23 protein-coding genes are annotated in these 22094 nt (G+C 61.1%); 15 read left to right on the top strand and 8 right to left on the bottom strand.

The annotated features are described in order from the left end of the window. Entirely contained in the window at positions 1 to 1248 is a 1248-nt protein-coding gene (lysA, locus tag C9422_RS03675; RefSeq protein WP_116579731.1) for a diaminopimelate decarboxylase, read from the bottom strand. Between the two features lie 12 nt (positions 1249 to 1260). Further along, positions 1261 to 1437, bottom strand: coding sequence for a lipoprotein (locus C9422_RS03670; protein ID WP_007980804.1), 177 nt, complete (start codon positions 1435 to 1437; stop codon positions 1261 to 1263). A gap of 307 nt (positions 1438 to 1744) precedes the next feature. On the opposite strand from C9422_RS03670, the gene cyaY reads away from it, so the two are divergent. The 3 genes from cyaY to rnk all read left to right on the top strand — a co-directional run bounded on the left by cyaY (position 1745) and on the right by rnk (position 2966). Then, a complete protein-coding gene (cyaY, locus tag C9422_RS03660) occupies positions 1745 to 2077 on the top strand; it encodes an iron donor protein CyaY (protein ID WP_007980802.1) in 333 nt (110 codons plus the stop codon). 4 nt (positions 2078 to 2081) lie between these two features. Continuing rightward, positions 2082 to 2300, top strand: coding sequence for a DUF1289 domain-containing protein (locus C9422_RS03655; RefSeq protein ID WP_178082409.1), 219 nt, complete (start codon positions 2082 to 2084; stop codon positions 2298 to 2300). Positions 2301 to 2555: 255 nt separating this feature from the next. After that, a complete protein-coding gene (gene rnk / locus C9422_RS03645; protein WP_007980800.1) occupies positions 2556 to 2966 on the top strand; it encodes a nucleoside diphosphate kinase regulator in 411 nt (136 codons plus the stop codon). A gap of 8 nt (positions 2967 to 2974) precedes the next feature. Here the strand turns inward: rnk and C9422_RS03640 are convergent, their stop codons facing one another. The 3 genes from C9422_RS03640 to C9422_RS03630 all read right to left on the bottom strand — a co-directional run bounded on the left by C9422_RS03640 (position 2975) and on the right by C9422_RS03630 (position 6722). Then, the gene (locus tag C9422_RS03640) at positions 2975 to 5818 is read right to left on the bottom strand and encodes a class I adenylate cyclase (protein WP_116579728.1); all 2844 of its coding nucleotides are present in this window, start codon (positions 5816 to 5818) and stop codon (positions 2975 to 2977) included. 192 nt (positions 5819 to 6010) lie between these two features. Beyond that, the gene (locus tag C9422_RS03635; RefSeq protein WP_007980796.1) at positions 6011 to 6256 is read right to left on the bottom strand and encodes a TIGR02647 family protein; all 246 of its coding nucleotides are present in this window, start codon (positions 6254 to 6256) and stop codon (positions 6011 to 6013) included. Positions 6257 to 6437: 181 nt separating this feature from the next. Next, entirely contained in the window at positions 6438 to 6722 is a 285-nt protein-coding gene (locus C9422_RS03630; RefSeq protein WP_007978820.1) for a hypothetical protein, read from the bottom strand. Between the two features lie 124 nt (positions 6723 to 6846). On the opposite strand from C9422_RS03630, the gene C9422_RS03625 reads away from it, so the two are divergent. Continuing rightward, the gene (locus C9422_RS03625) at positions 6847 to 7506 is read left to right on the top strand and encodes a glutathione S-transferase family protein (RefSeq protein ID WP_116579727.1); all 660 of its coding nucleotides are present in this window, start codon (positions 6847 to 6849) and stop codon (positions 7504 to 7506) included. A 123-nt stretch (positions 7507 to 7629) separates the two neighbouring features. Here C9422_RS03625 and argH read toward each other — a convergent pair whose 3' ends face one another. Next, complete coding sequence (gene argH / locus C9422_RS03620) at positions 7630 to 9024, bottom strand: argininosuccinate lyase (protein WP_116579726.1); 1395 nt, start codon at positions 9022 to 9024, stop codon at positions 7630 to 7632. 524 nt (positions 9025 to 9548) lie between these two features. Here argH and C9422_RS03610 point away from each other — a divergent pair. From C9422_RS03610 to C9422_RS03580, 7 genes are all read left to right on the top strand, one after another. Further along, positions 9549 to 10295, top strand: a complete 747-nt coding sequence (locus C9422_RS03610) for a LytTR family DNA-binding domain-containing protein (RefSeq protein WP_007978827.1) — start codon at positions 9549 to 9551, stop codon at positions 10293 to 10295. Positions 10296 to 10433: 138 nt separating this feature from the next. Beyond that, positions 10434 to 11375, top strand: a complete 942-nt coding sequence (gene hemC, locus C9422_RS03605; RefSeq protein ID WP_102673521.1) for a hydroxymethylbilane synthase — start codon at positions 10434 to 10436, stop codon at positions 11373 to 11375. Next, complete coding sequence (locus C9422_RS03600; protein ID WP_116579725.1) at positions 11372 to 12139, top strand: uroporphyrinogen-III synthase; 768 nt, start codon at positions 11372 to 11374, stop codon at positions 12137 to 12139. Before hemC ends, C9422_RS03600 begins: the two co-directional genes overlap by 4 nt. A gap of 16 nt (positions 12140 to 12155) precedes the next feature. Next, positions 12156 to 13319, top strand: a complete 1164-nt coding sequence (locus C9422_RS03595) for a uroporphyrinogen-III C-methyltransferase (RefSeq protein WP_116579724.1) — start codon at positions 12156 to 12158, stop codon at positions 13317 to 13319. Further along, on the top strand, positions 13316 to 14554 hold the full coding sequence (locus C9422_RS03590; RefSeq protein ID WP_116579723.1) for a heme biosynthesis protein HemY: 1239 nt from the start codon (positions 13316 to 13318) through the stop codon (positions 14552 to 14554). The genes C9422_RS03595 and C9422_RS03590 overlap by 4 nt, the downstream gene beginning before the upstream one ends. A 263-nt stretch (positions 14555 to 14817) precedes the next feature. Further along, complete coding sequence (locus tag C9422_RS03585) at positions 14818 to 15369, top strand: disulfide bond formation protein B (RefSeq protein ID WP_116579722.1); 552 nt, start codon at positions 14818 to 14820, stop codon at positions 15367 to 15369. A 177-nt stretch (positions 15370 to 15546) separates the two neighbouring features. After that, entirely contained in the window at positions 15547 to 16005 is a 459-nt protein-coding gene (locus C9422_RS03580) for an Rsd/AlgQ family anti-sigma factor (RefSeq protein WP_057712794.1), read from the top strand. 60 nt (positions 16006 to 16065) lie between these two features. On the opposite strand, the gene C9422_RS03575 is transcribed toward C9422_RS03580, so the two are convergent. Then, entirely contained in the window at positions 16066 to 16731 is a 666-nt protein-coding gene (locus C9422_RS03575) for an FKBP-type peptidyl-prolyl cis-trans isomerase (RefSeq protein ID WP_116579721.1), read from the bottom strand. Positions 16732 to 16923: 192 nt separating this feature from the next. Here C9422_RS03575 and C9422_RS03570 point away from each other — a divergent pair, with 192 nt between their 5' ends. Continuing rightward, positions 16924 to 18123: an AlgP family protein gene (locus C9422_RS03570; RefSeq protein ID WP_116579720.1), complete on the top strand. Its 1200-nt coding sequence runs from the start codon at positions 16924 to 16926 to the stop codon at positions 18121 to 18123. Here C9422_RS03570 and C9422_RS03565 read toward each other — a convergent pair. After that, positions 18120 to 18584 carry a TIGR02444 family protein gene (locus tag C9422_RS03565; RefSeq protein WP_116579719.1) on the bottom strand — a complete coding sequence of 155 codons (465 nt, stop codon included), beginning with the start codon at positions 18582 to 18584 and terminating at the stop codon, positions 18120 to 18122. The two genes, C9422_RS03570 and C9422_RS03565, sit on opposite strands and share 4 nt — an antisense overlap. A 50-nt stretch (positions 18585 to 18634) precedes the next feature. Between C9422_RS03565 and C9422_RS03560 the strand changes: the two genes are divergently transcribed. The 3 genes from C9422_RS03560 (at position 18635) to rhtB (ending at position 21937) form a co-directional block, all read left to right on the top strand. Then, positions 18635 to 20545 carry an ATP-binding cassette domain-containing protein gene (locus C9422_RS03560; protein WP_104450245.1) on the top strand — a complete coding sequence of 637 codons (1911 nt, stop codon included), beginning with the start codon at positions 18635 to 18637 and terminating at the stop codon, positions 20543 to 20545. Continuing rightward, complete coding sequence (locus C9422_RS03555; RefSeq protein WP_116579718.1) at positions 20545 to 21126, top strand: mechanosensitive ion channel family protein; 582 nt, start codon at positions 20545 to 20547, stop codon at positions 21124 to 21126. Before C9422_RS03560 ends, C9422_RS03555 begins: the two co-directional genes overlap by 1 nt. 178 nt (positions 21127 to 21304) lie before the next feature. Continuing rightward, entirely contained in the window at positions 21305 to 21937 is a 633-nt protein-coding gene (gene rhtB, locus C9422_RS03550; protein ID WP_007998964.1) for a homoserine/homoserine lactone efflux protein, read from the top strand. Positions 21938 to 22094: the final 157 nt, after the last annotated feature.

The following is a 22094-nucleotide window of genomic DNA, read 5'->3' as shown; positions in this document are numbered from 1 at the left end:
TTACTCCGGCAGCAGGCTTTCGCCAGCAAACAACTCGGCTACCGTTTCACGGCGACGCACTTCAAATGCCTGATCACCGTCCACCAACACTTCAGCGGTACGGCCGCGGGTGTTGTAGTTGGAACTCATGACAAACCCGTAGGCACCGGCCGAATGCACGGCCAGCAGGTCGCCTTCTTCCAGGGCCAGCTGACGATCCTTGGCCAGGAAGTCGCCGGTCTCGCAGATCGGGCCGACGATGTCGTAGGCGCGGGCTGCCGATTGACGCGGGCGCACGGCCGTGACGTCCATCCAGGCCTGGTACAGCGCCGGACGGATCAGGTCGTTCATGGCGGCGTCGACGATGGCGAAGTCTTTGTACTCGGTGTGCTTGAGGTATTCGACCTGGGTCAGCAATACACCGGCGTTGGCGACGATGAAGCGGCCCGGCTCGAACACCAGCGCCAGGTCGCGACCGTCGAGGCGTTCACGCACGGCCTTGATGTAGTCGCCAGCCAGTGGCGGCTCCTCGTCCTTGTAGCGCACGCCCAGGCCACCACCGAGATCGATGTGGCGCAGGTAGATGCCGCAATCGCCGAGGCGGTCGACCAGGCCCAGCAGGCGGTCGAGAGCGTCGATGAACGGCGGCAGGGTGGTCAGTTGCGAGCCGATGTGGCAATCGACGCCGACCACTTCCAGGTTCGGCAGCTGCGCGGCACGCACGTACACGTCTTCGGCGTCGGCAATGGCGATGCCGAACTTGTTCTCTTTCAGACCGGTGGAAATGTACGGGTGGGTGCCGGCATCGACGTCCGGGTTGACGCGCAACGAAATCGGCGCACGAACGCCCAGTTCGGCAGCGACCACTTGCAGGCGTTCGAGCTCGTCGGTGGATTCGACGTTGAAGCAATGCACGCCGACTTCCAGGGCGCGACGCATGTCGTCACGGGTCTTGCCGACGCCGGAGAACACGATCTTGTCGGCGCTGCCGCCAGCGGCCAGTACACGCTCCAGTTCACCACGGGAGACGATGTCGAAACCGGCGCCCAGACGCGCCAGGACATTCAGGACGCCCAGGTTGGAGTTGGCCTTGACTGCGAAGCACACCAGGTGCGGCGTGCCAGCCAGCGCATCGGCATAAGCCAGGTACTGGGCTTCGATGTGCGCGCGCGAGTAAACGTAGGTCGGTGTTCCAAAGCGCTCGGCGATGGCAGACAGGGCAACACCTTCCGCGAACAGTTCACCGTCACGGTAGTTAAAAGCGTCCATGAGGTTCCCTTATTATTGGTAGACGTCGTGCTTGTGTGCTTTGGAGGCAGGCTGCTGCTGCGACGACTTGGCTTGCTCGACAGGGTCCTGGTCTTCATCGGGCAGGTACAGCGGGCCTTTTTGACCGCAGGCCGACACAAGGCAGGCAACCGCGAGGAGCGCAGCAAGGGAAGAGATCAGGCGCTTCATGGCGAAATCCTTGAAAATGCATTAATTGCGCCGGAGTATACCGGCCACCCGGCAGCTTGCCTATGCAACGGACCGCCCGTCCGGCGGGGGTTGGGCCGATACCGGTTGGTATCACGCAATCCCTGTGGGAGCGGGCTTGCCCGCGAAGGGGCCAGCACATTCAACCTCTTTGTTGACTGAACCACCGCTTTCGCGAGCAAGCCCGCTCCCACAGACGGCCGCTTGGTCATTATCCTTTGCAATCGACGGGGCTCGGTCGTATCTTGCGGCGCTTGAGCCTGATCAGACACTTTTTGAGGTTGCCGTAATGAGTTTGTCCGAAGCGCGTTTCCACGACCTGGTCGATGCCACCCAGCAAACCCTGGAGGACATCTTTGACGACAGCGACCTGGATATCGACCTCGAAAGCTCGGCCGGTGTGCTGACCGTCAAGTTCGAGAACGGCAGCCAGTTGATCTTCAGTCGTCAGGAGCCGCTGCGTCAGCTGTGGCTGGCGGCGGTGTCCGGTGGTTTCCACTTCGACTACGACGAAGAAAGCGAGCGCTGGATGTGCGACAAGAGTGAAGAGCAGTTGGGTGAAATGCTTGAGCGTATCGTCCAGCAGCAGGCCGGTGTCGAGCTCGATTTCGAAGGCCTGTGAGATCGTGACCCAGCCTGCGTCTGTCCGCCCACCGAAACCGCTCTACAGCAATGTCAGCCCGGCGGTGCCGTCGCCATGCAGCGGTGTGTGTCGGCTGGACGAGCAGAAAGTCTGCCTCGGCTGCTTCCGCCATGTCGAAGACATCCGCGAATGGCGCTCGGCCGATGACGAGCGCAGACGGGTGATTTGCGCCGAGGCTTCTCACCGTAAATCCTTGGGATAAAGGCTTTTGTGGCGAGGGAGCTGGCTCCCGTTCGGTTGCGAAGCAACCGCAAGCTTTTAGGGCCGCTTCGCGCCCCAGCGGGAGCCAGCTCCCTCGCCACAATGGCCGCGCGGAAGCTGGATCGCCCAGCTTGTATATTTTTTGAGCTGTGATAGTGTCCAGATACGCCTCAACCCATCGAGGCTTGTGAAAACCCCGCCTTTTTCTGGCGGGGTTTTGCTTTTTTCGTGCAGAAGAAAGGAGTCTGCCCAGATCATGACCGCACCTTCCATCACCCTTACCCGTCTGGACGTCCAGCGTCTGGAGCGTCTGATCGACAGCCTGGACGACACGCTGCCGGGCGTTATTGCGTTGCAAACCGAACTGGATCGCGCCGATACCGTGGTCGGCCACGATGAAGTGCCGGCGGATGTCGTGACCATGAATTCCCGTGTGCATTGCCGGGAAGAAGGCAGTGGCAAGGACTACCACCTGACCCTGGTGTACCCCAAGGATGCGAATGCCGACGAAGGCAAGGTCTCGATCCTGGCACCGGTGGGCAGCGCGCTGCTCGGCCTGAAGGTTGGTCAGCATATCGATTGGCCGGCTCCGGGCGGCAAGACCCTGAAGCTGACACTGCTGGAAGTCGAATCGCAGCCGGCCAATGGCGGCGCGTTCCCGGAGTGACATCCCCTTCAGACCTGATCGAGCGCCTCGTTCAATGCCTGCTCCAGGTCTGCTTTGTAGCGCAGATACAGATGGGTGGAACTCTGCCCTTCGCCGAGCAGGCCTGACAGGTCGAGGTCGGTGATGTAGCAGCGGTAGCGTTCGGTTTCCCGGCGTTGCCCGACGATTTCCCGGGCGACCACGCTGAACAGCTGGTCGCCATGCTCCAGCTCGGAAAACTCCCGTTGATTGCAATACAACGTCACCTGTACCTGACCCGGTGCGGCTTTGCCGACGATCGCCTGCACGTCGTAAAACGGTTTGTTCACTGGCGTCTGCGGCGCCGGCCGGGCTTCAATGCGGCGCGCCCGGCCAGGGCCTGACGGCAGCAACTGGCAATACCGGGTGTCGAGGTTCAAGGGCGGGACAGCGTCCATTGGCAACAGGGCATCGCGACGGTACTGGATCGATTGCAGGAAACGCTGCAACGGCACCAGCAGGCTTTGCTCGTCGTGCCAGGGCAGGCGTTGCTGCCACAGGGCATTGAACTCATCGAGCACGTACAGATCAGCCTGATCTTCGTTGACCCGGTAGAACACTTGGATGCAGTCCGGCTGACCCGTTGGCAGGAACAGCGCGAGGTCGTGCTCCTCCAGTGCGTTTGGGTCCAGGTGAAGCGGGCTGTAGCTCGCCATTTCTTCACCCAGGTAATCGATCAACGCCGGCAGGGTGTCCAGTGCGATGTGCTGAACCTGTCCCGGTACCAGCTCCAGCACGTGGTAGTGCTGCTGGACCTGGATCAGGTAGCGGTGATTGAGCCGGCTCAGCAGCAGGTTCTGCGCAGTGTCGAGGATGTCTTCCACCCGTTGTGCGATGAACTGCGCGCGGTTATGGCAGAAACAGCGCACCTTCAGCTTCGGCTGTTGCGGCCCGGCTGGCAGGTTGTTGAGGTAATCGCGAATGCAGTCGAGCAGGGCGTGGGGGCCGTCGTAGCGAGCCACCAGCACTTCGTTCCAGCTATTGAGCGTGACCTGGTCCAGCGTCAGCACCAGGTTTTCCCGAACCCCGGCGTAGCTCAGGGAATCGGTGCGCTCGGTGGTCATCAGGATGTTCAGGTCACGATGGTGCTTGAGCGGATCGATGCCGACATTCACCAGAATCAGCACTTCACTCGGCACGCTGGCGCGCAGCAGAGGTTCTTCGGCGACGGTGGGCAAGGGCAGGGCGATGGTCTGTTGCAGGCTGCCGAGCAGGTTGAACAGCTCGAACTCGCTCAAGTCGCTGGTGCCAGGGTGCAGGGCCAGGCGGGTGCTGCTGTCGATTACGCCATTGCGGTGGCACCAGGTCAGCAGCTCGAGCAAGTGACGGCTGCGTTTGATCGGCGCGAAATGTTCCCACTCCAGCGCCGTCAGGCTGCCGTTGTACAAGCCCCACTGGCTTTGCCCCGGTTCTTTCCTGTTCGGCGCGTGCACCAGCGTCAGCGTGTCTTCAGCCAGGTCCGGGGCGATCCCGGGGTTGATGAATTCGACTTTGCCGGCCTTGCGCTCGAACGCGGCGTATAGCCGACGCCCGAGCACGCTCAGGTCGCGCTTGTTGATGCGGCTGACCGTTTGCTCCTGTCGGGCAAACTGGGTGAGGAAGCGGTAGCTGTAGTTCAGTTCATTGACCAGCGCCCGCCGCTCGGAGCCGACCTGGCGGACTTTCCACTGGCTGCGGCTATCGAGCAGGGCCAGTTGGCGCTGGTCCCAGCGCCATTCATGGGCCAGGCGCTCGAGCAAAGAGCGTTGCCAGCTCTGGGTGCGGCTATTGCCGGTGAGTTTGCGATTGACCTTCAGGTACAACGCGCGGCGCACCAGTTCCAGCCGTTCCGGTTCGTTGCGGGCGATCAGGTATTCCTCGATGCGCCGGTACACCACGACGTACGGGTCCAGTTCGTCGAGGTCGAGCCGGTTGGCGAACACCGCTTGCTTGAAGCGCAGGCTCAGGCAATGGACCCTGGGGTGTTCGCTGGCATAGACCTCGGTCAGCAGCAGCTTGAGTACCGACTTGTAGGGCGACTCGATGCCCTTGAACAGCTGCCAGAGCCCGGCGCCGATAAATTCGCCGGGCGGGATAAAGGCCAGGTTGCCGAGGTCGAGGGTTTCATCGGCGCGGATAAAGCGTTTGGAGATCAAGGTATGGGTGTAGCGGTCGTAGTTCGATTCTTCGTAGACCGGCACCAGCCACCAGATCGGCGTACGCCCGGCCAGCCAGATCGCGGTGCGGTAAAACTCGTCCAGCAGCAGGTAGTGCTGGGTGGTGCCGCAATCCTCCGAGCTCAACTGGGTGTCGCGCTCGCCACGGACGAAACGGGTCGGTTCGATCAGGAAAAAGTGCGCTTCGGCGCCCTGGCTGGCGGCCCAGGCTTCCAGCAGCTGGCATTTTTTGCGCAGTTCGGCGAGTTCGTTCTCGGTCAGGTCCGGTCCATGGCAGACCCAAACATCCATGTCGCTCTGGTCGGCCTGGGCCAGGGTGCCGAGGCTGCCCATCAGGAACAGTCCGTGAATCGGCCTCGGTGGGTTGCTGCCGTGGCGAGGCTTGTAGGAAAACGAGCGGGTCAGGCGCTGGGCTTCTGCGAGGACATTGGCGTCCGGTTCGAAATTCGACAGCCCCGCCGGCGTACTGCCGGAAACGTAGCCGGGCAATAGCGGATGATTAACGTGGAAAAACAGCGGCAGCAAGGTCAGGACTCCTTGCTGGCGGGTCGACAAACCTTCCATGGCGCGCGCCATGCGCCCTTCGTTGAGTTTCAGAAAGCGTGCGCGCAGCTGGCTGAGAACCTTGCGGTCGATTCCCTCGTCCAGATCGGGGCGGATTTCATGGGTGCGGGTCATGTCAGCTCAAACCGGCTCGCAGGGCACGGACGTGGGAGTCTCAGGTGGGGGCAGTTTAGCGCCTTGAGGCGAGGACTTTTAAGCTGATTTATTTTTCTGGCGTCAGATTTCTAGCGGTGGGGACAGGAATCAGGGAGGGATGTGCCCGCGGAAATCCCTGGATCGGGGTCTCCGTGGGCGATGCGGCAGAATTCAGGCTGTTACTTCGGCGTTAAGAATTGTCAGCACGCTTTGCACATTTTGCGCGGCATCACGACCCAGGCTGGTCAGGTAGCCACCATCAGGCTGATCGGTCAGTTCTTTTTCAAAGAGACGTTTGGCGGCGGCAATGTGTTTCGGGGCAGCGGTCTGATGAATTTTCAGACCTTCCTGGGAACTGTCCAGGTTGAAGAGTGCGAGGACTTCCAGTTCGGCAACCAGCTCAGGGGTAAGCGACATAAGGACTCCAGACTTTCTAGGAATTGGACGACAGCGCTCCTAAGGTGAACCCGCTTGTCCGGCATGTCCAGTGCTGGCGACAGAGATTTTTCGGCTCGCATAAAAAAGATCGCAGCCTGCGGCAGCTCCTGCATGGATCGCATTCCAGGTAGGAGCTGCCGCAGGCTGCGATCTTTTGATCTTACTGCTTTTGCGGCGGCAACTCGGGCAATGCGCGCAGCGCGGCTTCGTACCATTCGGTATTGAACGCGCGGTCTTCTTCGAGGATCGCGTCGATTTCTACCGCCAAAACGTGAGCCATCAGGTTGAGAATCTCTTCCCGCTCGTAGCCCACCAGGGTCAACTTGTTGAAGGTCGCCTTGGCCGCTGGCGGGTTGTCGCTTTCGATCTGATTTTCGATAGCTTCGATCAAGGTATTTTCGGCGAATTCTTCTTCGTCGTCTTCGATGTCGATTGGCTCGCTCATGGCAGGCTCCTCAGGGAAAGGCGGCCAGTTTACCCGTATTCATTGGCGTGATGCTGCTGGCAAGAAACCCTCGAGCGTTCTATAAACAGGCACTGCCCACCCCGCACGGCCTGGAGGCTTTGTGATGATCAAGCTTTATGGATTCTCCGTCAGTAACTACTACAACATGGTCAAACTGGCGCTGCTGGAAAAAGGACTGCCTTTCGAAGAAGTGCCGTTTTACGGTGGAACCACCCCCGAAGCACTGGCCATCAGCCCGCGAGGAAAGGTCCCGGTGCTGCACGTAGAGCAGGGGTTCATCAATGAAACCAGCATAATCCTCGAGTACCTCGAGCAAAATCAAAACGGTACGCCGCTGCTGCCGAGCGACCCGTTCGAGCGCGCGCAGGTGCTGGCACTGGCCAGGGAAATCGAACTGTATATCGAGCTGCCGGCGCGAGCCTGCTACGCCGAAGCGTTTTTCGGCATGACCCTGCCGGATGCGATCAAGGAAAAAACCAAGGCCGAACTGTTGCTGGGGGTGGCTGCGCTGGGCCGGCACGGCAAATTCAGCCCGTACGTGGCGGGTGACAGCTTGAGCGTGGCTGATCTGTATTTCCTGTTCAGCGTGCCGCTGGCGTGTGGCGTGGCGCACAAGTTGTTCGGCATTGATCTGTTGGCTGAAATGCCGAAGGCCAAGGCGTTGCTGGAGCGTCTGGAACAGAATCCGAATGTGAAGCGGATCGCGGCGGACAAGGAGGCGGCGATGCCGGCGTTCATGGCGATGATTGCAGCCAAGAGGTAGGTTTTGTAGCGTTCTGAAGTCAGTCATCGCGGGCAAGCCCGCTCCCACAGGATTCGTGTCGTGCCGCAGACTCGCGAACGACACACAACCCTGTGGGAGCGGGCTTGCCCGCGAAGCTTTTATCTAACGGCTGGCCAGCAGCGCCTGACCGCGAGCGACAGCAGCCTTCACCTGCGCCGGCGCGGTGCCGCCGATGTGGTTACGGGCATTGACCGAGCCTTCGAGGGTCAGCACGGCGAACACGTCCTGATCGATCTGGTCGCTGAACTTGCGCAGTTCTTCCAGGCTCATTTCCGCCAGGTCCTTGCCGCTGTCCACGCCGTACTTGACGGCATGACCGACGATTTCGTGGCAATCACGGAATGGCAGGCCGCGACGCACCAGGTAGTCGGCCAGGTCGGTGGCGGTGGAGAAGCCGCGCAGGGCCGCTTCGCGCATCATCGCGTGCTTGGGCTTGATCGCCGGCACCATGTCGGCAAAGGCTCGCAGCGAGTCGCGCAGAGTGTCGGCGGCGTCGAACAGCGGCTCCTTGTCTTCCTGGTTGTCCTTGTTGTAGGCCAGGGGCTGGCCTTTCATCAGGGTCAGCAGGCCCATCAGCGCGCCGAATACGCGACCGGCCTTGCCGCGCACCAGCTCCGGCACGTCAGGGTTTTTCTTTTGCGGCATGATCGAGCTGCCGGTGCAGAAACGGTCGGGCAGGTCGATGAACTGGAATTGCGCGCTGGTCCACAGCACCAGCTCTTCGGAGAAGCGCGACAGGTGCATCATCGCGATGCTGGCGGCCGAGCAGAATTCGATGGCGAAATCGCGATCGGAGACGTTATCCAGCGAATTGCCGCCAACCGCGTCGAAACCCAGCAGTTGGGCGGTGTATTCACGATCGATCGGGTAGGTGGTGCCGGCCAGTGCCGCGCTGCCCAGCGGCATGCGGTTGGTACGCTTGCGGCAGTCGACCAGGCGCTCGTAGTCGCGGCTGAGCATCTCGAACCAGGCCAGCATGTGGTGCCCGAAGGTCACTGGCTGGGCGGTCTGCAGGTGGGTGAACCCCGGCATGATGCTGGCGGCTTCGCGCTCGGCCTGTTCCAGCAAGCCTTTTTGCAGGCGAGTGATTTCGGCCAGGATCAGGTCGATTTCGTCACGCAACCACAGGCGGATATCGGTGGCGACCTGATCGTTACGGCTGCGACCGGTGTGCAGTTTTTTACCGGTCACGCCGATGCGGTCGGTCAGCCGCGCCTCGATGTTCATGTGGACGTCTTCAAGGTCGATGCGCCAGTCGAACTGGCCGGCCTCGATTTCACCCTGGATGGTCTTCAGGCCATCGATGATGCTGTCGCGCTCGGCATCGGTCAGCACGCCGACCTTGGCCAGCATGGTGGCGTGGGCGATCGAACCCATGATGTCGTGGCGATACAGGCGCTGGTCGAAAGTGACGGAGGCGGTGAAGCGGGCGACGAAGGCGTCGACGGGTTCACTGAAGCGGCCGCCCCAGGACTGATTGGTCTTGTCAGTGCTCATGAATTCGCTCGTATCGGCTTGAAGAAAGAAGGCGTGGAACGCTGGCGCGGATAATAACAGGGTTGCCAACCCTGTCGCTGACACTGGTCGATACGTTTTTTTGTGTAGGAGCGAGCTTGCTCGCGATGGGCCTGAAGTCGACGCGTTTATCCAGGAGGCACGCGTTATCGTTAACGCCCATCGCGAGCAAGCTCGCTCCTGCATTAGAGCAACGATATTTTTCAATTGAGCAATAACGTCCCGGCAACCGTCTACAGTTGGACAGTAGGATCAGCGCACTTCTCGGTGCAGCCGCTGACCCATAAGAAGAGGGGGGTGTTCATATTGCATATCAGCAAACCCTGTGGCGATGTGTCGCCAATGCGGGCCTGGGCCGCCAATCGCCCGGCAGATGAAAATTTAGCCGCCGGACCAGCGGCACTTTTTGACGCTCGGGCTAGTCTTAGCGTGGATCGCGGTGACGGACGTCACTTCACCTGTCTACGCTATCCTTGTGCGAGACTCACGCAGGAATCCAGCGCAATATGAATGTCCTGATCGTTGATGACGAACCCTTGGCCCGCGAGCGCCTGTGCCGAATGGTTGGCGAACTCGAGGGATACAGTGTCCTGGAGCCTAGTGCCACGAATGGCGAAGAGGCGTTGGCACTGATCGACAGCCACAAGCCGGATATCGTGCTGCTTGATATCCGCATGCCCGGCCTCGATGGCCTGCAAGTGGCTGCACGGTTATGCGAACGCGAAACTCCGCCCGCCGTGGTGTTCTGCGCCGGGCCCGATGAATTTGCCGTGGAAGCCTTACAGGCCAGCGCCGTAGGCTATCTGGTGAAACCTGTGAGAACTGAACAGTTACATGACGCATTAAAGAGAGCCGAGCGCCCAAATCGTGCCCAGCTCGCCGCCCTGACCCGTCCTGCTGCCGAAAGCGGCAGCGGACCGCGCAGCCATATCAGCGCCCGAACCCGTAAAGGGATCGAGCTGATCCCGCTGGATCAGGTGGTGTACTTCATTGCCGACCACAAATACGTAACCTTGCGTCACGAAAACGGTGAAGTACTGCTCGATGAGCCACTCAAGGCCCTCGAGGACGAATTCGGTGACCGTTTCGTGCGTATCCATCGCAACGCACTGGTCGCCCGTGAACGTATCGAGCGACTGCAACGCACACCCCTGGGGCATTTCCAGCTGTTCCTCAAAGGCCTCAATGGTGATGCGCTGATCGTCAGCCGGCGCCATGTGGCTGGCGTGCGCAAGATGATGCAACAGCTCTAAACAGCTGTGCGCAGGCGAATTTCACACCCGATTGCCGGACATCCGGGGCCAGGGAGGCCGAGTAGTATCTGATACAAGTCAAAGTGGATTTGGCTGAGCTGTTATTATCCGTCGTATCTATTCAGTACGGATTGATCCATGTCCTCTCGCCAGATCCGCATCGCCACCCGCAAAAGCGCTCTCGCCCTGTGGCAGGCCGAATACGTCAAAGCCCGCCTTGAAGCGGCTCATCCGGGCCTGCTGGTGACCCTCGTTCCCATGGTCAGCCGTGGTGACAAGCTGCTTGACTCGCCGCTGTCGAAAATCGGCGGCAAGGGCCTGTTCGTCAAGGAGCTCGAAACCGCGCTGTTGGACAATGAAGCCGACATCGCCGTGCACTCCATGAAGGACGTGCCGATGGACTTCCCCGAAGGTCTCGGCCTGTACTGCATTTGCGAACGGGAAGACCCGCGCGACGCCTTCGTTTCCAACACCTTCACCAGCCTGGACGAGTTGCCTCAGGGCAGCATCGTCGGCACCTCCAGCCTGCGCCGGCAGGCGCAATTGCTGACCCGTCGCCCTGATCTGGAAATCCGCTTCCTGCGCGGCAACGTCAACACGCGCCTGGCCAAGCTCGATGCCGGTGAATACGACGCCATCATCCTTGCCGCTGCCGGCTTGATCCGGCTGGGCTTTGAAGATCGCATCACTTCGGCCATCAGTGTCGACGACAGCCTTCCGGCCGGTGGCCAGGGCGCGGTGGGTATCGAATGCCGAAGCGCCGATAGTGAAATCCATGCGCTGCTGGCGCCCCTGCATCACCAGGACACCGCCACCCGCGTGACCGCCGAGCGTGCCCTCAACAAGCACCTCAATGGCGGTTGCCAGGTACCGATTGCCTGCTACGCCGTGCTGGAGGGGGAACAGCTCTGGTTGCGCGGACTGGTGGGCGATCCAGCGGGTGGCCTGCTGCTCAGCGCACAAGCCCGTGCCCCTCGCGGCGATGCCGAGGCACTGGGTGTGCGTGTCGCTGAAGACCTTCTGAGCCAGGGTGCCGACGCCATTCTCAAAGCGGTCTATGGCGAGGCAGGTCACGAGTGATCGGCTGGCGCTTGCTGCTGACACGTCCTGCCGATGAGGCGGCGGCGCTGGGCAGCTTTTTGGCCGGACAGGGGATTTTCAGCAGCAGTCTGCCGCTTTTGGACATAGTGCCGATTGCGGCGACTGACACAATGCGCCAAGTGATTCAGACACTGGAAACGTTCTGCGCAATCATCGTAGTCAGCAAGCCGGCCGCCCGGATCGGCGTCGAACTGCTCGAGCGGTTTCGGCCGGCGCCGCCCGCTGTGAAGTGGTTCAGCGTCGGCGCGGCGACAGCGCAGATCCTCCAGTCTCACGGATTGGATGTGAGCTTCCCGGTAGAAGGCGATGACAGTGAAGCCCTGCTCGAACTTTCCCGTCTGCGCGAGGCTATCGCACCACCCGATGCGCGGGTGCTGATCCTGCGTGGGGAGGGTGGGCGCGAATTGCTGGCTGAGCGTTTGCGTGAGCTTGGTGCTAGTGTCGAGTATCTGGAGCTGTACCGCCGGGCAATGCCGATTTACCCGCCGCAAGTGCTGCCGCAACGGATCCAGGCGGAACGCCTGAACGGGCTGGTGGTCAGCAGTGGACAAGGTTTTGAGCATCTGCATCAATTGGCCGGCGATGCCTGGCCGCAGTTGGCGCGGTTGCCGTTGTTTGTACCAAGCCCGAGGGTTGCCGAGCTGGCGCTTGCCGCCGGGGCCAAAACAGTTGTGGATTGTCGCGGCGCGAGTGCCGCGGCCTTGCTGACGGCGTTACGGGAGCAACCCGTACCCGTTTTCTGATGCAAAGGATGGATACGTGAGCGAAACAGCCTTGCCTAAAGATGACTCGCGACCGGTGCTTGATGCACCTGTTGATGCTCCTCAAGAAGAAATGCCGCCGCCGTCACCAGCTGCCGAGCAGCGTCGAGGCAATGGTCTGGCCATCCTCGCGCTGCTGCTGGGCGCGGCCGGTGTCGCGGTGGGCGGCTGGGGTGTCTGGCAGGTGCGTCACCTGCAGGCCAACAATCAGCAGCAGTTGAGTCAGGTGCAGGCGCTGAATGACCAGGCGCAGAACCTCAAGCTCAATGAGGAGCGCCTGAGCGCACGCCTGGCACAATTGCCTCCTGCCGATGAGCTGGAAGCACGCAGTCGCCTGGTGATCCAGCTGCAAGGTGATCAGCAGCGTTTGAACCAGCGTCTGGAAACCGTACTCGGCGCCAGTCGCAAGGACTGGCGTCTGGCCGAGGCCGAGCACTTGCTGCGTCTGGCCAGTCTGCGACTGTCGGCCTTGCAGGACATCAGCAGTGCCCAGGCACTGGTCCAGGGTGCCGACGAGATACTGCGTGAGCAGAACGATCCGGGCTCCTTTGCCGCGCGCGAGCAGGTGGCCAAGACCCTGATTGCCTTGCGCAGTACCGAACAACCGGATCGCACCGGGCTGTTTCTGCGTCTGGGCGCGCTGCGCGATCAAGTGGCCAGCCTCACCGAGTTGGCACCGGAGTACAAGGACCGTGGCGATTCGCTGCTTGGCCTGACTGCCGATGGCGACGGTGCCAGTCGCTGGGCGCAATGGTGGGATCAGATTTCGCGCTACATCCGTATCGATTTCAATGCCGATAAAAACGTTCGTCCGTTGCTGGCCGGCCAGAGCCTGAGTCAGGTACGCCTGGCCTTGAGCCTGGCGCTGGAGCAGGCACAGTGGGCCGCACTCAATGGTCAGGCCGCGGTGTACTCCCAGGTGCTGGACGAAGCGCGGGACATTCTCAAGGGCAACTTCAACCCGGACAACTCGCAAAGCAAAGTCATGCTTGAGCAGGTCGCCGAGCTGAGCAGGCAACCTGTCACCGTAGTCACCCCGGACATGACTGGCACTCTGAGCGCAGTGCAGGGGTATTTGGAACGGCGTAACGTCAACGCCGAAGAGTCGGTCAAGCCAATGGCAAGGCCTGCCGCGAACAACGCGCTGGAGGCCACGCCATGAAGCGCCTCTATGTGATCGTGTTCCTCGCGATTGCCGCTACCGCTGCACTGGGGCTGGCGATTGCCGAACATTCCGGTTACGTGCTGATTGCCTACAAGACCTTCCGCTATGAGTCGAGCCTGTGGGCTACTTTGGCGCTGGTGGCTGTGCTGTGGTTGGTGATCTGGGGTATCAAGGCGCTGGTCGAGCTGGTGATGGCTTCCAGCGGGGTGGTCAACCCGTGGTCCCGGCGTAACCGCAGCCGTCGGGTGCAGGTGGCGATCGAGCACGGTCAACTGGACCTGGCCGAGGGGCGCTGGGCCAGCGCGCAACGTCACTTGCATCGTGCTGCCGAGGCTGAGCGCCAACCGTTGCTTTACTACCTCGGTGCGGCCCGTGCCGCAAACGAACAAGGCAATTACGAAGAAAGCGACAACTTGCTGGAGCGCGCCCTGGAGCGTCAGCCTCAGGCCGAGTTGGCGATCGCCTTGAACCACGCCCAGTTGCAGACCGATCGCGGTGATACCGACGGCGCCCTCGCCACCCTGCAAGCCATGCGTGAGCGCCATCCTCATAACGCACAGACCTTGCGTCAGTTGCAGCGCCTGCTCCAACAACGTGGTGACTGGTCGGCCGTGATTCGCCTGCTGCCGGAGCTGCGCAAGGACAAAGTCCTGCCGGCGGCCGAACTCGCAGAACTGGAGCGTCGGGCCTGGGGGGCGAACCTGTCCCTGGCGGCGCAACGGGAAGAGAACGGAGCGGTGGGGCAACAAGCGCTTGAACGTGCCTGGCAGCAACTGACCTCGGCGCAACGCCAGGAGCCGCAACTGGTGCTCGCCTATGCCGAGCAACTGCGGCAATTGGGGGCTCAGGTCGAAGCCGAGGAAGTCCTGCGCACCGCACTCAAACGCAGCTACGACAGTCATCTGGCTCGTCTCTACGGGCTGGTGCGCGGCAATGATCCGGCCCGCCAGTTGCAGGCTGCTGAAGGCTGGCTCAAGGACCATCCGGCCGATCCTGGGCTGCTGCTGACACTGGGTCGTCTGTGCCTGCAAAACAGTTTGTGGGGCAAGGCTCGGGACTATCTGGAAAGCAGCCTGCGTGTACAACGCAATCCGGAAGCCTGTGCGGAGCTGGCGCGGCTGTTGGCGCAAATGGGCGATACCGAGCGCAGCAACCAGCTGTTTCAGGAAGGCCTGGGATTGCTGGATGAACGCTTGCTCGCGGCCCCTCTACCCGTGGCAGTCCGCGCTTGACCCATTCACTGGCGCCAGGCTCCGGCGCCTGTGTGATGAGCTGCGACGAGGAAGCAATCGTCCTCGTCGCAGTGAGATGATTCGCTGAAACACGGTTACCCATTCTCGTCGCAGGCAAAGTCCTACAGAGGACTACTTTTTATCCTCTCGTCTGCGTCGGGATTTCCCTACACTTCTGCTGAAGTCTCCGTGGGCGCCTGCCTTGAAAGGCCGCCGCGCTTTCCTCTACCGTAACGGCCTGTCACTACTTTTACGGATAAGCCATGTCTTTGGCCTGCTCACGCTCCTTGTTTTTCATGGCTTTCATTGCGGGTGCCCTGGCGTTGGGCGTTTCCTACTACCTGGAATATGCGGTCGGCCTGCGGCCTTGCGGCTTGTGTCTGGTGCAGCGGTTTTGTCTGGCGCTCCTGACCGGTGTCTGCCTGATGGCTTCGGTCCATGGTCCAGGTCGCATCGGAACCGTTCTGTATTGGCTGCTCAGTTTTGGTTGCAGCCTGGCCGGTACTGTCACGGCGTGGCGACAGGTTCTGCTGCAAAGCCTTCCGATGGAACAGGCAGCGGCGTGCTCGACCCATCTGGCGGATCTGTTCGCCGGTTCTGCGCTGCTCTCCGTCCTGCAGCAAGTGTTCAAGGGCGCTGTCGATTGTGTGGAAATTTCCTGGACGCTGTTCGACCTGAGTCTCACGGAGTGGAGCCTGCTGTTCTTCGTCGCGATGATGATTCTGGCCGTTTACCAGTCGTTGCGACTGGTCTGGATCAGCTATCAGCGACCGCTCAGCGACGAGTCGTCGCACCGGGCCTTTGCCGGCGATTAAACACTTGTATGAACTTTATCGCCTGCGTACCTTGAAGCCAGTGTCGTGCGGGCATAATCTGGCCCGCACGTGTCATTGGAATTATGTTGCTCGATGACGCTCTGCCTGACCGCCCACCGATGTTACAAGAGGCGAGCGGGCATAGAGCAGCTGACCCACAAGGGAAGAGAGATCACCATGCTCGAAAGTTGTCAGAATGCTCAGGAACGCTGGGGTGGAGTGCACCTGCTGATCGATCGCTGGTTGCAGGAACGACACGAACTGATCGGGGCCTATGACGCTCTTGGCGCAAAGCCTGAGGCGTTGGGTGAAAACCGCAAGCCTTTGCAGGAATTCTGCGGCGTGCTGGTCGATTATGTATCGGCCGGGCACTTCGAGATCTACGAGCAACTGACGGGGGAGGCCAAGGCCTTCAACGACAAGCGTGGCCTGGAGCTCGCCGAGACGATCTACCCGCGCATCGACGTCATCACCGAAAAGCTGCTCGCGTTCAATGACCTGTGTGATGCAGGAAAGTGTGTCGCCGAAGAGTTCAAAACACTCGGCGGACTATTGCATGAACGCTTCGAGCTGGAAGACTGCCTGATCGAAGTGCTGCACACGGCCCACAAGGAAGCCGATTCGGTTCAGGCCTGAAGCGCTTTCTGCAAGATCCCGAAACGGCGTGCCAAGGCACGCCGTTTTTCGTTTGTGTCGTCAGCCATTGGCACCGCGCAATTCGATTTCAAACACCAGTGGTGTGAACGGTGCGATCACGTCACCGGCACCCTCGGCGCCATAGGCCTGGGCCGAGGGAATCACCAGTCGCCATTTCGCCCCGACCGGCATGTTTTGCAATGCGCTGCGCCATCCGGCGATCACGCTGTCGAGACTGAACCATTGAGGCTGACTGTTCTGATCGAACACCGTGCCGTCGGGCAAGCGACCGATGTACAGCACCTGCACCTTGCCGTTGGGTCCTGCCTTGGCGCCAGCGCCCGGCGTCAACTCGGTCAGCAGCACGCCGTCAGCCAGTTCGCGCACGCCGGGTCTGGCTTTCTCGGCGGCGAGAAAACGCTGTTCCTTTTCCAGTGCCAATTCACTTTGCGGCTCGGCTGACTGCATGGCGATCCGCGCTTCATGCTCGGTCAATATCTGCTGGATCTGCTCGTCTTTCAGCGCCAGCGGCTTGCCCTGATAGGCTTGTTGCAATCCCTCGATCAGTGCCTGGAGTTGCAGGTCGGGAGCCTCCTGGCGCAAGCGTTCGCCAAGGCTTGCACCCAGGCTGTAAGCGAGATCGTGGGCTTCATTTTCCGGTGTTTTTTCGGCGGCATGAGCCACCGAAAAAAACACGCACAGCGATAAAAAAAGGCAGCGCGACATGGGCACTCTCCGACCTGAATTGCGGGCGATTATGCCAGCGAGAATGCGCGCAACGGTGAACTGCTTTCGCGTCGACGCAGAAGTTTTTCAGTCCTTTGCAACACAACGCTTTCGATAGTGTCAACATGCCCTAGCGGCGGTTGCTGCAGAGGTCTAGTATGAGCCGCACTCACTTCAGCCAGGAGGTAAACCATGTCGGCCACCAAGAAGCCAGTAAGCACTCCATTGCACCTGCTCCAACAACTCTCGGGCAGCCTGCTCGAGCATCTGGAAACCGCTTGTTCCGAAGCCTTGGCTGATGCTGAAAAACTGCTCGCCAAACTGGAAAAGCAGCGCGGAAAAGCGCAAGAAAAACTGCACAAGTCCCGCACCAAATTGCAGGACGCTGCGGCGGCCGGAAAAGCCAAGGCGCAAGCCAAGGCCAAGGGCGCAGTGACCGATCTTGAGGAGCTGCTCGATGCCCTCAAGGATCGTCAATCGGAAACCCGCGGCTACATTCTGCAACTCAAGCGCGATGCCCAGGAAAGCCTGAAACTGGCCCAGGGTGTCGGTCGTGTACAAGAGGCTGTCGGCAAGGTGTTGTCCCTGCGCGCGGCCAAGCCTGCTGCGGCACCTGCGAAGAAAGCCGCTGCCAAACCGGCTGCTGCAAAAGCACCGGCCAAGCCTGCTGCTGCAAAACCGGCCGCTGCCAAACCGGTAGCTAAAACCGCCGCAGCCAAACCTGCTGCAAAACCTGCAGCGAGAAAACCGGCCGCTGCCAGCGCCGCAAAACCGGCTGCTAAAACCACGGCTGCCAAACCTGCCGCTGCACGTCCTGCTGCTGCAAAAACCGCTGCTGCCAAACCAGCCGTGGCTAAAACCGCCGCTGCTAAACCAGCTGCAAAAACCGCTGCAAAACCAGCTGCAAAACCAGCTGCAAAACCGGCCGCTAAACCAGCTGCCCGCACCGCTGCTGCGAAACCTGCTGCCAAGCCGGCTGCCAAACCTGTCGCTGCAAAACCGGCCGCTAAACCAGCAGCCAAGCCAGCGGCAAAACCTGCTGTAAAAACGGCTGCCAAACCTGCAGCTAAACCAGCCGCAAAACCAGCTGCAGCAAAACCCGCAGCCAAGCCAGCCGCTGCCAAGCCAGTTGCCGCCAAACCAGCTGCTGCGAAACCAGCTGCTGCAAAACCTGCTGCAAAACCCGCAGCCAAACCTGCAGTGAAGAAGCCGGTTGCCGCCAAGCCAGCCACCGCACCGGTTGCCAAACCAGCCACCGCACCAGTTGCCAAGCCAGCCAACCCGGCTCCGGCAGCAACGTCTGCTTTGGCAGCAGCCACCTCGACAGCCACGCCAGCGCCAACGCCGGCCGCCGCGTCGATCGCAGCAACCACCCCAACCAGCGCTTCCTAAGTGCCGGTTACCGCGACGCGCAGCTGATGCAGCGCGTCGCGGTGCAGGTGGGCGGCCTCGGCCGCCGCACCTTCCAGCCAGGCCGCCAGATCGGTCTCGGCACTTTGCGGCCAACTCTGCGCCGCACTCTCCAGCCGCAACAACAGATGCCGTTCGGCTTCCAGCTCGAGTGCCTTCACTTGTTCACGCAGAGCATGCAGATCTGCGTCTTGCGCAGCCCCGACCTTCCATTGTGTGCGCAAGGTACGTAACGGCCGTACGACATCGGTGTCCCACGCCAGGGCCACACTGCGCAGTTGCTGCAAGCGCTGTTCATTGCAGGTCACGCCTCGTTGTCCCAGCCACGCACCACACAGCAGCAGACACACATTGACCCCCGCCGACTGCAATTGCAGGCATGCCTGCTCAACACCGGGACGGGCGTAAGTGGTCAGGGAAAAGCTCCACAGGTCAGAGGACATAGTGCTACTCGCGCCAGTTGCGAGCGAAGCTGGTAGACTCCGCCGCCATTATGATTCGACTTCAGAACCTGACTTTACAGCGTGGCCCGCAACGTCTGCTAGAAGACGCCGAGCTGACCCTGCACGCCGGCCAGAAAGCCGGCCTCATCGGTGCCAACGGCGCCGGCAAATCGAGCCTGTTCGCCTTGCTTCGGGGCGAACTGCACCCGGACTCGGGTGACTGCTTCCTGCCGGCCGACTGGCGTATCGCCCACATGCGCCAGGAGGTCGACACCCTCGAACGCCTGGCGGTCGACTACGTGCTCGATGGCGACCTGCGCCTGCGCCAGGTGCAACGCGACCTGGCGGCAGCCGAAGCGGCCCATGACGGTGCCGCACAGGCCCGCCTGCATTCGGAACTCGATAGCGCCGACGGTTACACCGCCGACGCCCGGGCACGCAAGTTGCTGGCCGGTCTTGGGTTCACCAACGAGCAGATGGATCGTCAGGTCGGGGATTTCTCCGGTGGCTGGCGAATGCGTCTGAACCTGGCGCAGGCTTTGATGTGCCCGTCGGACCTGCTGCTGCTCGACGAACCGACCAACCACCTGGACCTCGACGCCATTATCTGGCTTGAAGAATGGCTCAAGAGCTATCCGGGCACCCTGATGCTGATCTCCCACGATCGGGACTTCCTCGATGCCGTGGTCGACCACGTGGCCCACGTCGATCAGCGCAAGATCACTCTGTACCGCGGTGGCTACAGCGCCTTCGAGCGCGCCCGTGCCGAACGCCTGGCCCAGCAACAGCAAGCCTACGAGAAGCAGCAGGCGCAACGTGCGCACATGGAAAGCTACATCGCCCGCTTCAAGGCCCAGGCCACCAAGGCCCGTCAGGCCCAGAGCCGGATCAAGGCCCTGGAGCGGATGGAAGAGCTGACCGCTGCCCACGTCGATTCGCCGTTCGACTTTGTCTTCCGCGAATCGCAGAAAATTTCCAGCCCGCTGATCGACCTGTCCGATGCCCGCCTGGGTTACGGTGACAAAACCGTGCTGGAGAAGGTCAAGCTGCAACTGACCCCGGGTGCGCGCATCGGTCTGCTCGGCCCTAACGGTGCCGGTAAATCGACCCTGATCAAGAACCTCGCCGGTGAACTCTCGCCATTGGCCGGTCGCCTGACCCGTGGCGAGAATACCGTGGTCGGTTACTTCGCCCAGCATCAGCTCGACTCTCTGGACTCCAAAGCCAGCCCGTTGCTGCACTTGCAGCGCCTGGCACCGACCGAGCGTGAACAGACCCTGCGCGACTTCCTCGGCGGTTTCGACTTCCGTGGCGCGCGGATCGACGAGCCGGTGCTGAATTTTTCCGGTGGTGAAAAGGCGCGCCTGGCCCTGGCCTTGATTGCCTGGGACCGGCCGAACCTGTTGTTGCTCGACGAACCGACCAACCACCTGGACCTGGAAATGCGCCTGGCGCTGACCATGGCCTTGCAGGAGTTCAGTGGTGCGGTACTGGTGGTCTCTCACGATCGTCATTTGCTCAAAAGCACCACCGACAATTTTTATCTGGTGGCGGATGGCAAGGTCGAAGAGTTCGACGGCGACCTGGAGGACTACACCCGCTGGCTGGTGGAGTATCGCCAGCGCAATGCCCCGGTCAGCAGCACCCCGGTCAATCCGGACAAGACCGACAAGAAAGCCCAGCGCCAGGCCGCAGCGGCGTTGCGTCAGCAACTGGCCCCACACAAGCGTGAGGCTGACAAGCTCGAAGCCGAACTGGGCAAGCTCCACGAAAAACTGGCGAAGGTCGATACCAGCCTCGGCGACAGCGACATCTACGAGCCGGCGCGCAAGAACGAATTGCGTGACCTGCTGGCCGAACAGGCCAAGCTGAAAGTGCGTGAAGCGGAGCTGGAAGAAGCGTGGATGGAAGCCCTGGAATTGCTGGAAAGCATGCAGGCGGAGTTGGAGGCACTGTCCTGATGGACGCCTTCAAGCTGCCGTTGCCGGCGGTGTGGGTCGAGCCGATCTGGCTCGGCGTGCAAATCCTGCTGATCCTGCTCGCCGGCTACTTCACCCAGCGCTTCGTCGCCAAAGGCCTGACCCGTCTCGGCGAGCGTTACCCGTTTCCGCCGCAATTGATGATGCCGCTGCGGGGCGGCTTGCGCTGGCTGATCATGGGCAGCGCGCTGATTTTCGTCCTCGAGCGACTCGGTGTATCGGCCACGGTGCTCTGGACCGCGTTGTCCGGTTTCGTCGCCGTCGCGGCGGTGGCGTTTTTTGCCATGTGGAGCGTGCTCTCGAACCTGCTGTGCGCGATCCTGATCTTTACCGTCGGCCCGTTCCGCATAGGTGACGTGGTCGAGTTGGTGGACACCACCGACAAGCCCGGCGTCAAAGGTCGGGTGGTGGCGATCAATCTGCTTTACACCACCTTGATAGAGGCTGAAGAAGCCGGCACCGGCAGCGCCATGGTGCAAGTGCCCAACAGCCTGTTCTTCCAGCGTTCGGTACGGCGTTGGCGCGGGACGGATGTGTTTCCTTCCAGCGGGTTCGAAAAGTAAGCAGGCTTGCGAAAAAGATCGCAGCCTTCGGCAGCTCCTACAGGGAAATGCATTCCAATGTAGGAGCTGCCGAAGGCTGCGATCTTTTGCTTTTGGCCGTCCTGCAAAAAATCGGTAGTCATCCAACCAAAGCCGCATTAGCTTAGACATCTGTCACGAGTCCGAGTCGAGGTGTGCAATGGAGCTTCAAACATGGCTGGCGTTTTTTGCCGCCTGCTGGGTGATCAGCCTTTCCCCCGGTGCCGGCGCCATTGCGTCGATGTCCAGCGGTCTGCAATACGGCTTCTGGCGCGGCTACTGGAATGCCCTGGGCCTGCAACTGGGCCTGGCTTTGCAGATCGCCATCGTCGGTGCCGGTGTCGGCGCCATCCTCACGGCTTCGGCCACGGCCTTCTACGCCATCAAATGGTTTGGCGTGGCGTACCTGGTCTACCTCGCGATCAAGCAATGGCGTGCGCTGCCCAGCGACATGAGCGATGACGCGGCGGTGCGCCAGATCGGCAAGCCGATGGCCCTGGTGTTCCGTGGTTTTCTGGTGAACATCAGCAACCCCAAGGCGCTGGTGTTCATGCTGGCGGTGCTGCCGCAGTTCATCGACCCCCATGCTCCGCTGCTGATCCAGTACCTGGTGATCGGCGTGACCATGGTCTGCGTGGACCTGATCGTCATGGCCGGCTACACCGGTCTGGCGTCCAAAGTGCTGCGCCTGCTGCGCACACCGAAACAGCAAAAACGCATGAACCGGACCTTTGCCGGGCTGTTCATCGGCGCGGCGGCGTTTATGGCGACGTTGCGCAGGGCCGCCGTGTAAAACGGCGACTGACAAAAAAAGGCGGCCCTGGTGGTCGCCTTTTTCGTTTGGGGGAGCCTTTCCCGAAACCGATGCAATTACGAAGAAGTATCAACAAAGCTTGAGCGAAACCCGTTGGGCGATAACAATATGTAACTTCGTTTTTCAAATTGAGATT

This window comes from Pseudomonas sp. B1(2018), assembly GCF_003097365.1.
Lineage (GTDB): Bacteria > Pseudomonadota > Gammaproteobacteria > Pseudomonadales > Pseudomonadaceae > Aquipseudomonas > Aquipseudomonas laurylsulfatiphila.
Note: the sequence above shows the minus strand (reverse complement) of the source record. Positions and strands in the feature narration are given on the sequence as shown.

Coding starts and splice junctions, on each gene's coding strand:
- lysA (WP_116579731.1), bottom strand. CDS start 1,248: ATGGACGCTTTTAACTACCGTGACGGTGAACTGTTCGCGGAAGGTGTT.
- C9422_RS03635 (WP_007980796.1), bottom strand. CDS start 6,256: ATGTCGCTTACCCCTGAGCTGGTTGCCGAACTGGAAGTCCTCGCACTC.
- C9422_RS03555 (WP_116579718.1), top strand. CDS start 20,545: ATGGACGCCTTCAAGCTGCCGTTGCCGGCGGTGTGGGTCGAGCCGATC.
- C9422_RS03610 (WP_007978827.1), top strand. CDS start 9,549: ATGAATGTCCTGATCGTTGATGACGAACCCTTGGCCCGCGAGCGCCTG.
- C9422_RS03560 (WP_104450245.1), top strand. CDS start 18,635: ATGATTCGACTTCAGAACCTGACTTTACAGCGTGGCCCGCAACGTCTG.
- C9422_RS03565 (WP_116579719.1), bottom strand. CDS start 18,584: ATGTCCTCTGACCTGTGGAGCTTTTCCCTGACCACTTACGCCCGTCCC.
- rhtB (WP_007998964.1), top strand. CDS start 21,305: ATGGAGCTTCAAACATGGCTGGCGTTTTTTGCCGCCTGCTGGGTGATC.
- C9422_RS03570 (WP_116579720.1), top strand. CDS start 16,924: ATGTCGGCCACCAAGAAGCCAGTAAGCACTCCATTGCACCTGCTCCAA.
- C9422_RS03590 (WP_116579723.1), top strand. CDS start 13,316: ATGAAGCGCCTCTATGTGATCGTGTTCCTCGCGATTGCCGCTACCGCT.
- C9422_RS03625 (WP_116579727.1), top strand. CDS start 6,847: ATGATCAAGCTTTATGGATTCTCCGTCAGTAACTACTACAACATGGTC.
- C9422_RS03585 (WP_116579722.1), top strand. CDS start 14,818: ATGTCTTTGGCCTGCTCACGCTCCTTGTTTTTCATGGCTTTCATTGCG.
- argH (WP_116579726.1), bottom strand. CDS start 9,024: ATGAGCACTGACAAGACCAATCAGTCCTGGGGCGGCCGCTTCAGTGAA.
- rnk (WP_007980800.1), top strand. CDS start 2,556: ATGACCGCACCTTCCATCACCCTTACCCGTCTGGACGTCCAGCGTCTG.
- C9422_RS03580 (WP_057712794.1), top strand. CDS start 15,547: ATGCTCGAAAGTTGTCAGAATGCTCAGGAACGCTGGGGTGGAGTGCAC.
- C9422_RS03575 (WP_116579721.1), bottom strand. CDS start 16,731: ATGTCGCGCTGCCTTTTTTTATCGCTGTGCGTGTTTTTTTCGGTGGCT.
- C9422_RS03640 (WP_116579728.1), bottom strand. CDS start 5,818: ATGACCCGCACCCATGAAATCCGCCCCGATCTGGACGAGGGAATCGAC.
- C9422_RS03670 (WP_007980804.1), bottom strand. CDS start 1,437: ATGAAGCGCCTGATCTCTTCCCTTGCTGCGCTCCTCGCGGTTGCCTGC.
- cyaY (WP_007980802.1), top strand. CDS start 1,745: ATGAGTTTGTCCGAAGCGCGTTTCCACGACCTGGTCGATGCCACCCAG.
- C9422_RS03630 (WP_007978820.1), bottom strand. CDS start 6,722: ATGAGCGAGCCAATCGACATCGAAGACGACGAAGAAGAATTCGCCGAA.
- hemC (WP_102673521.1), top strand. CDS start 10,434: ATGTCCTCTCGCCAGATCCGCATCGCCACCCGCAAAAGCGCTCTCGCC.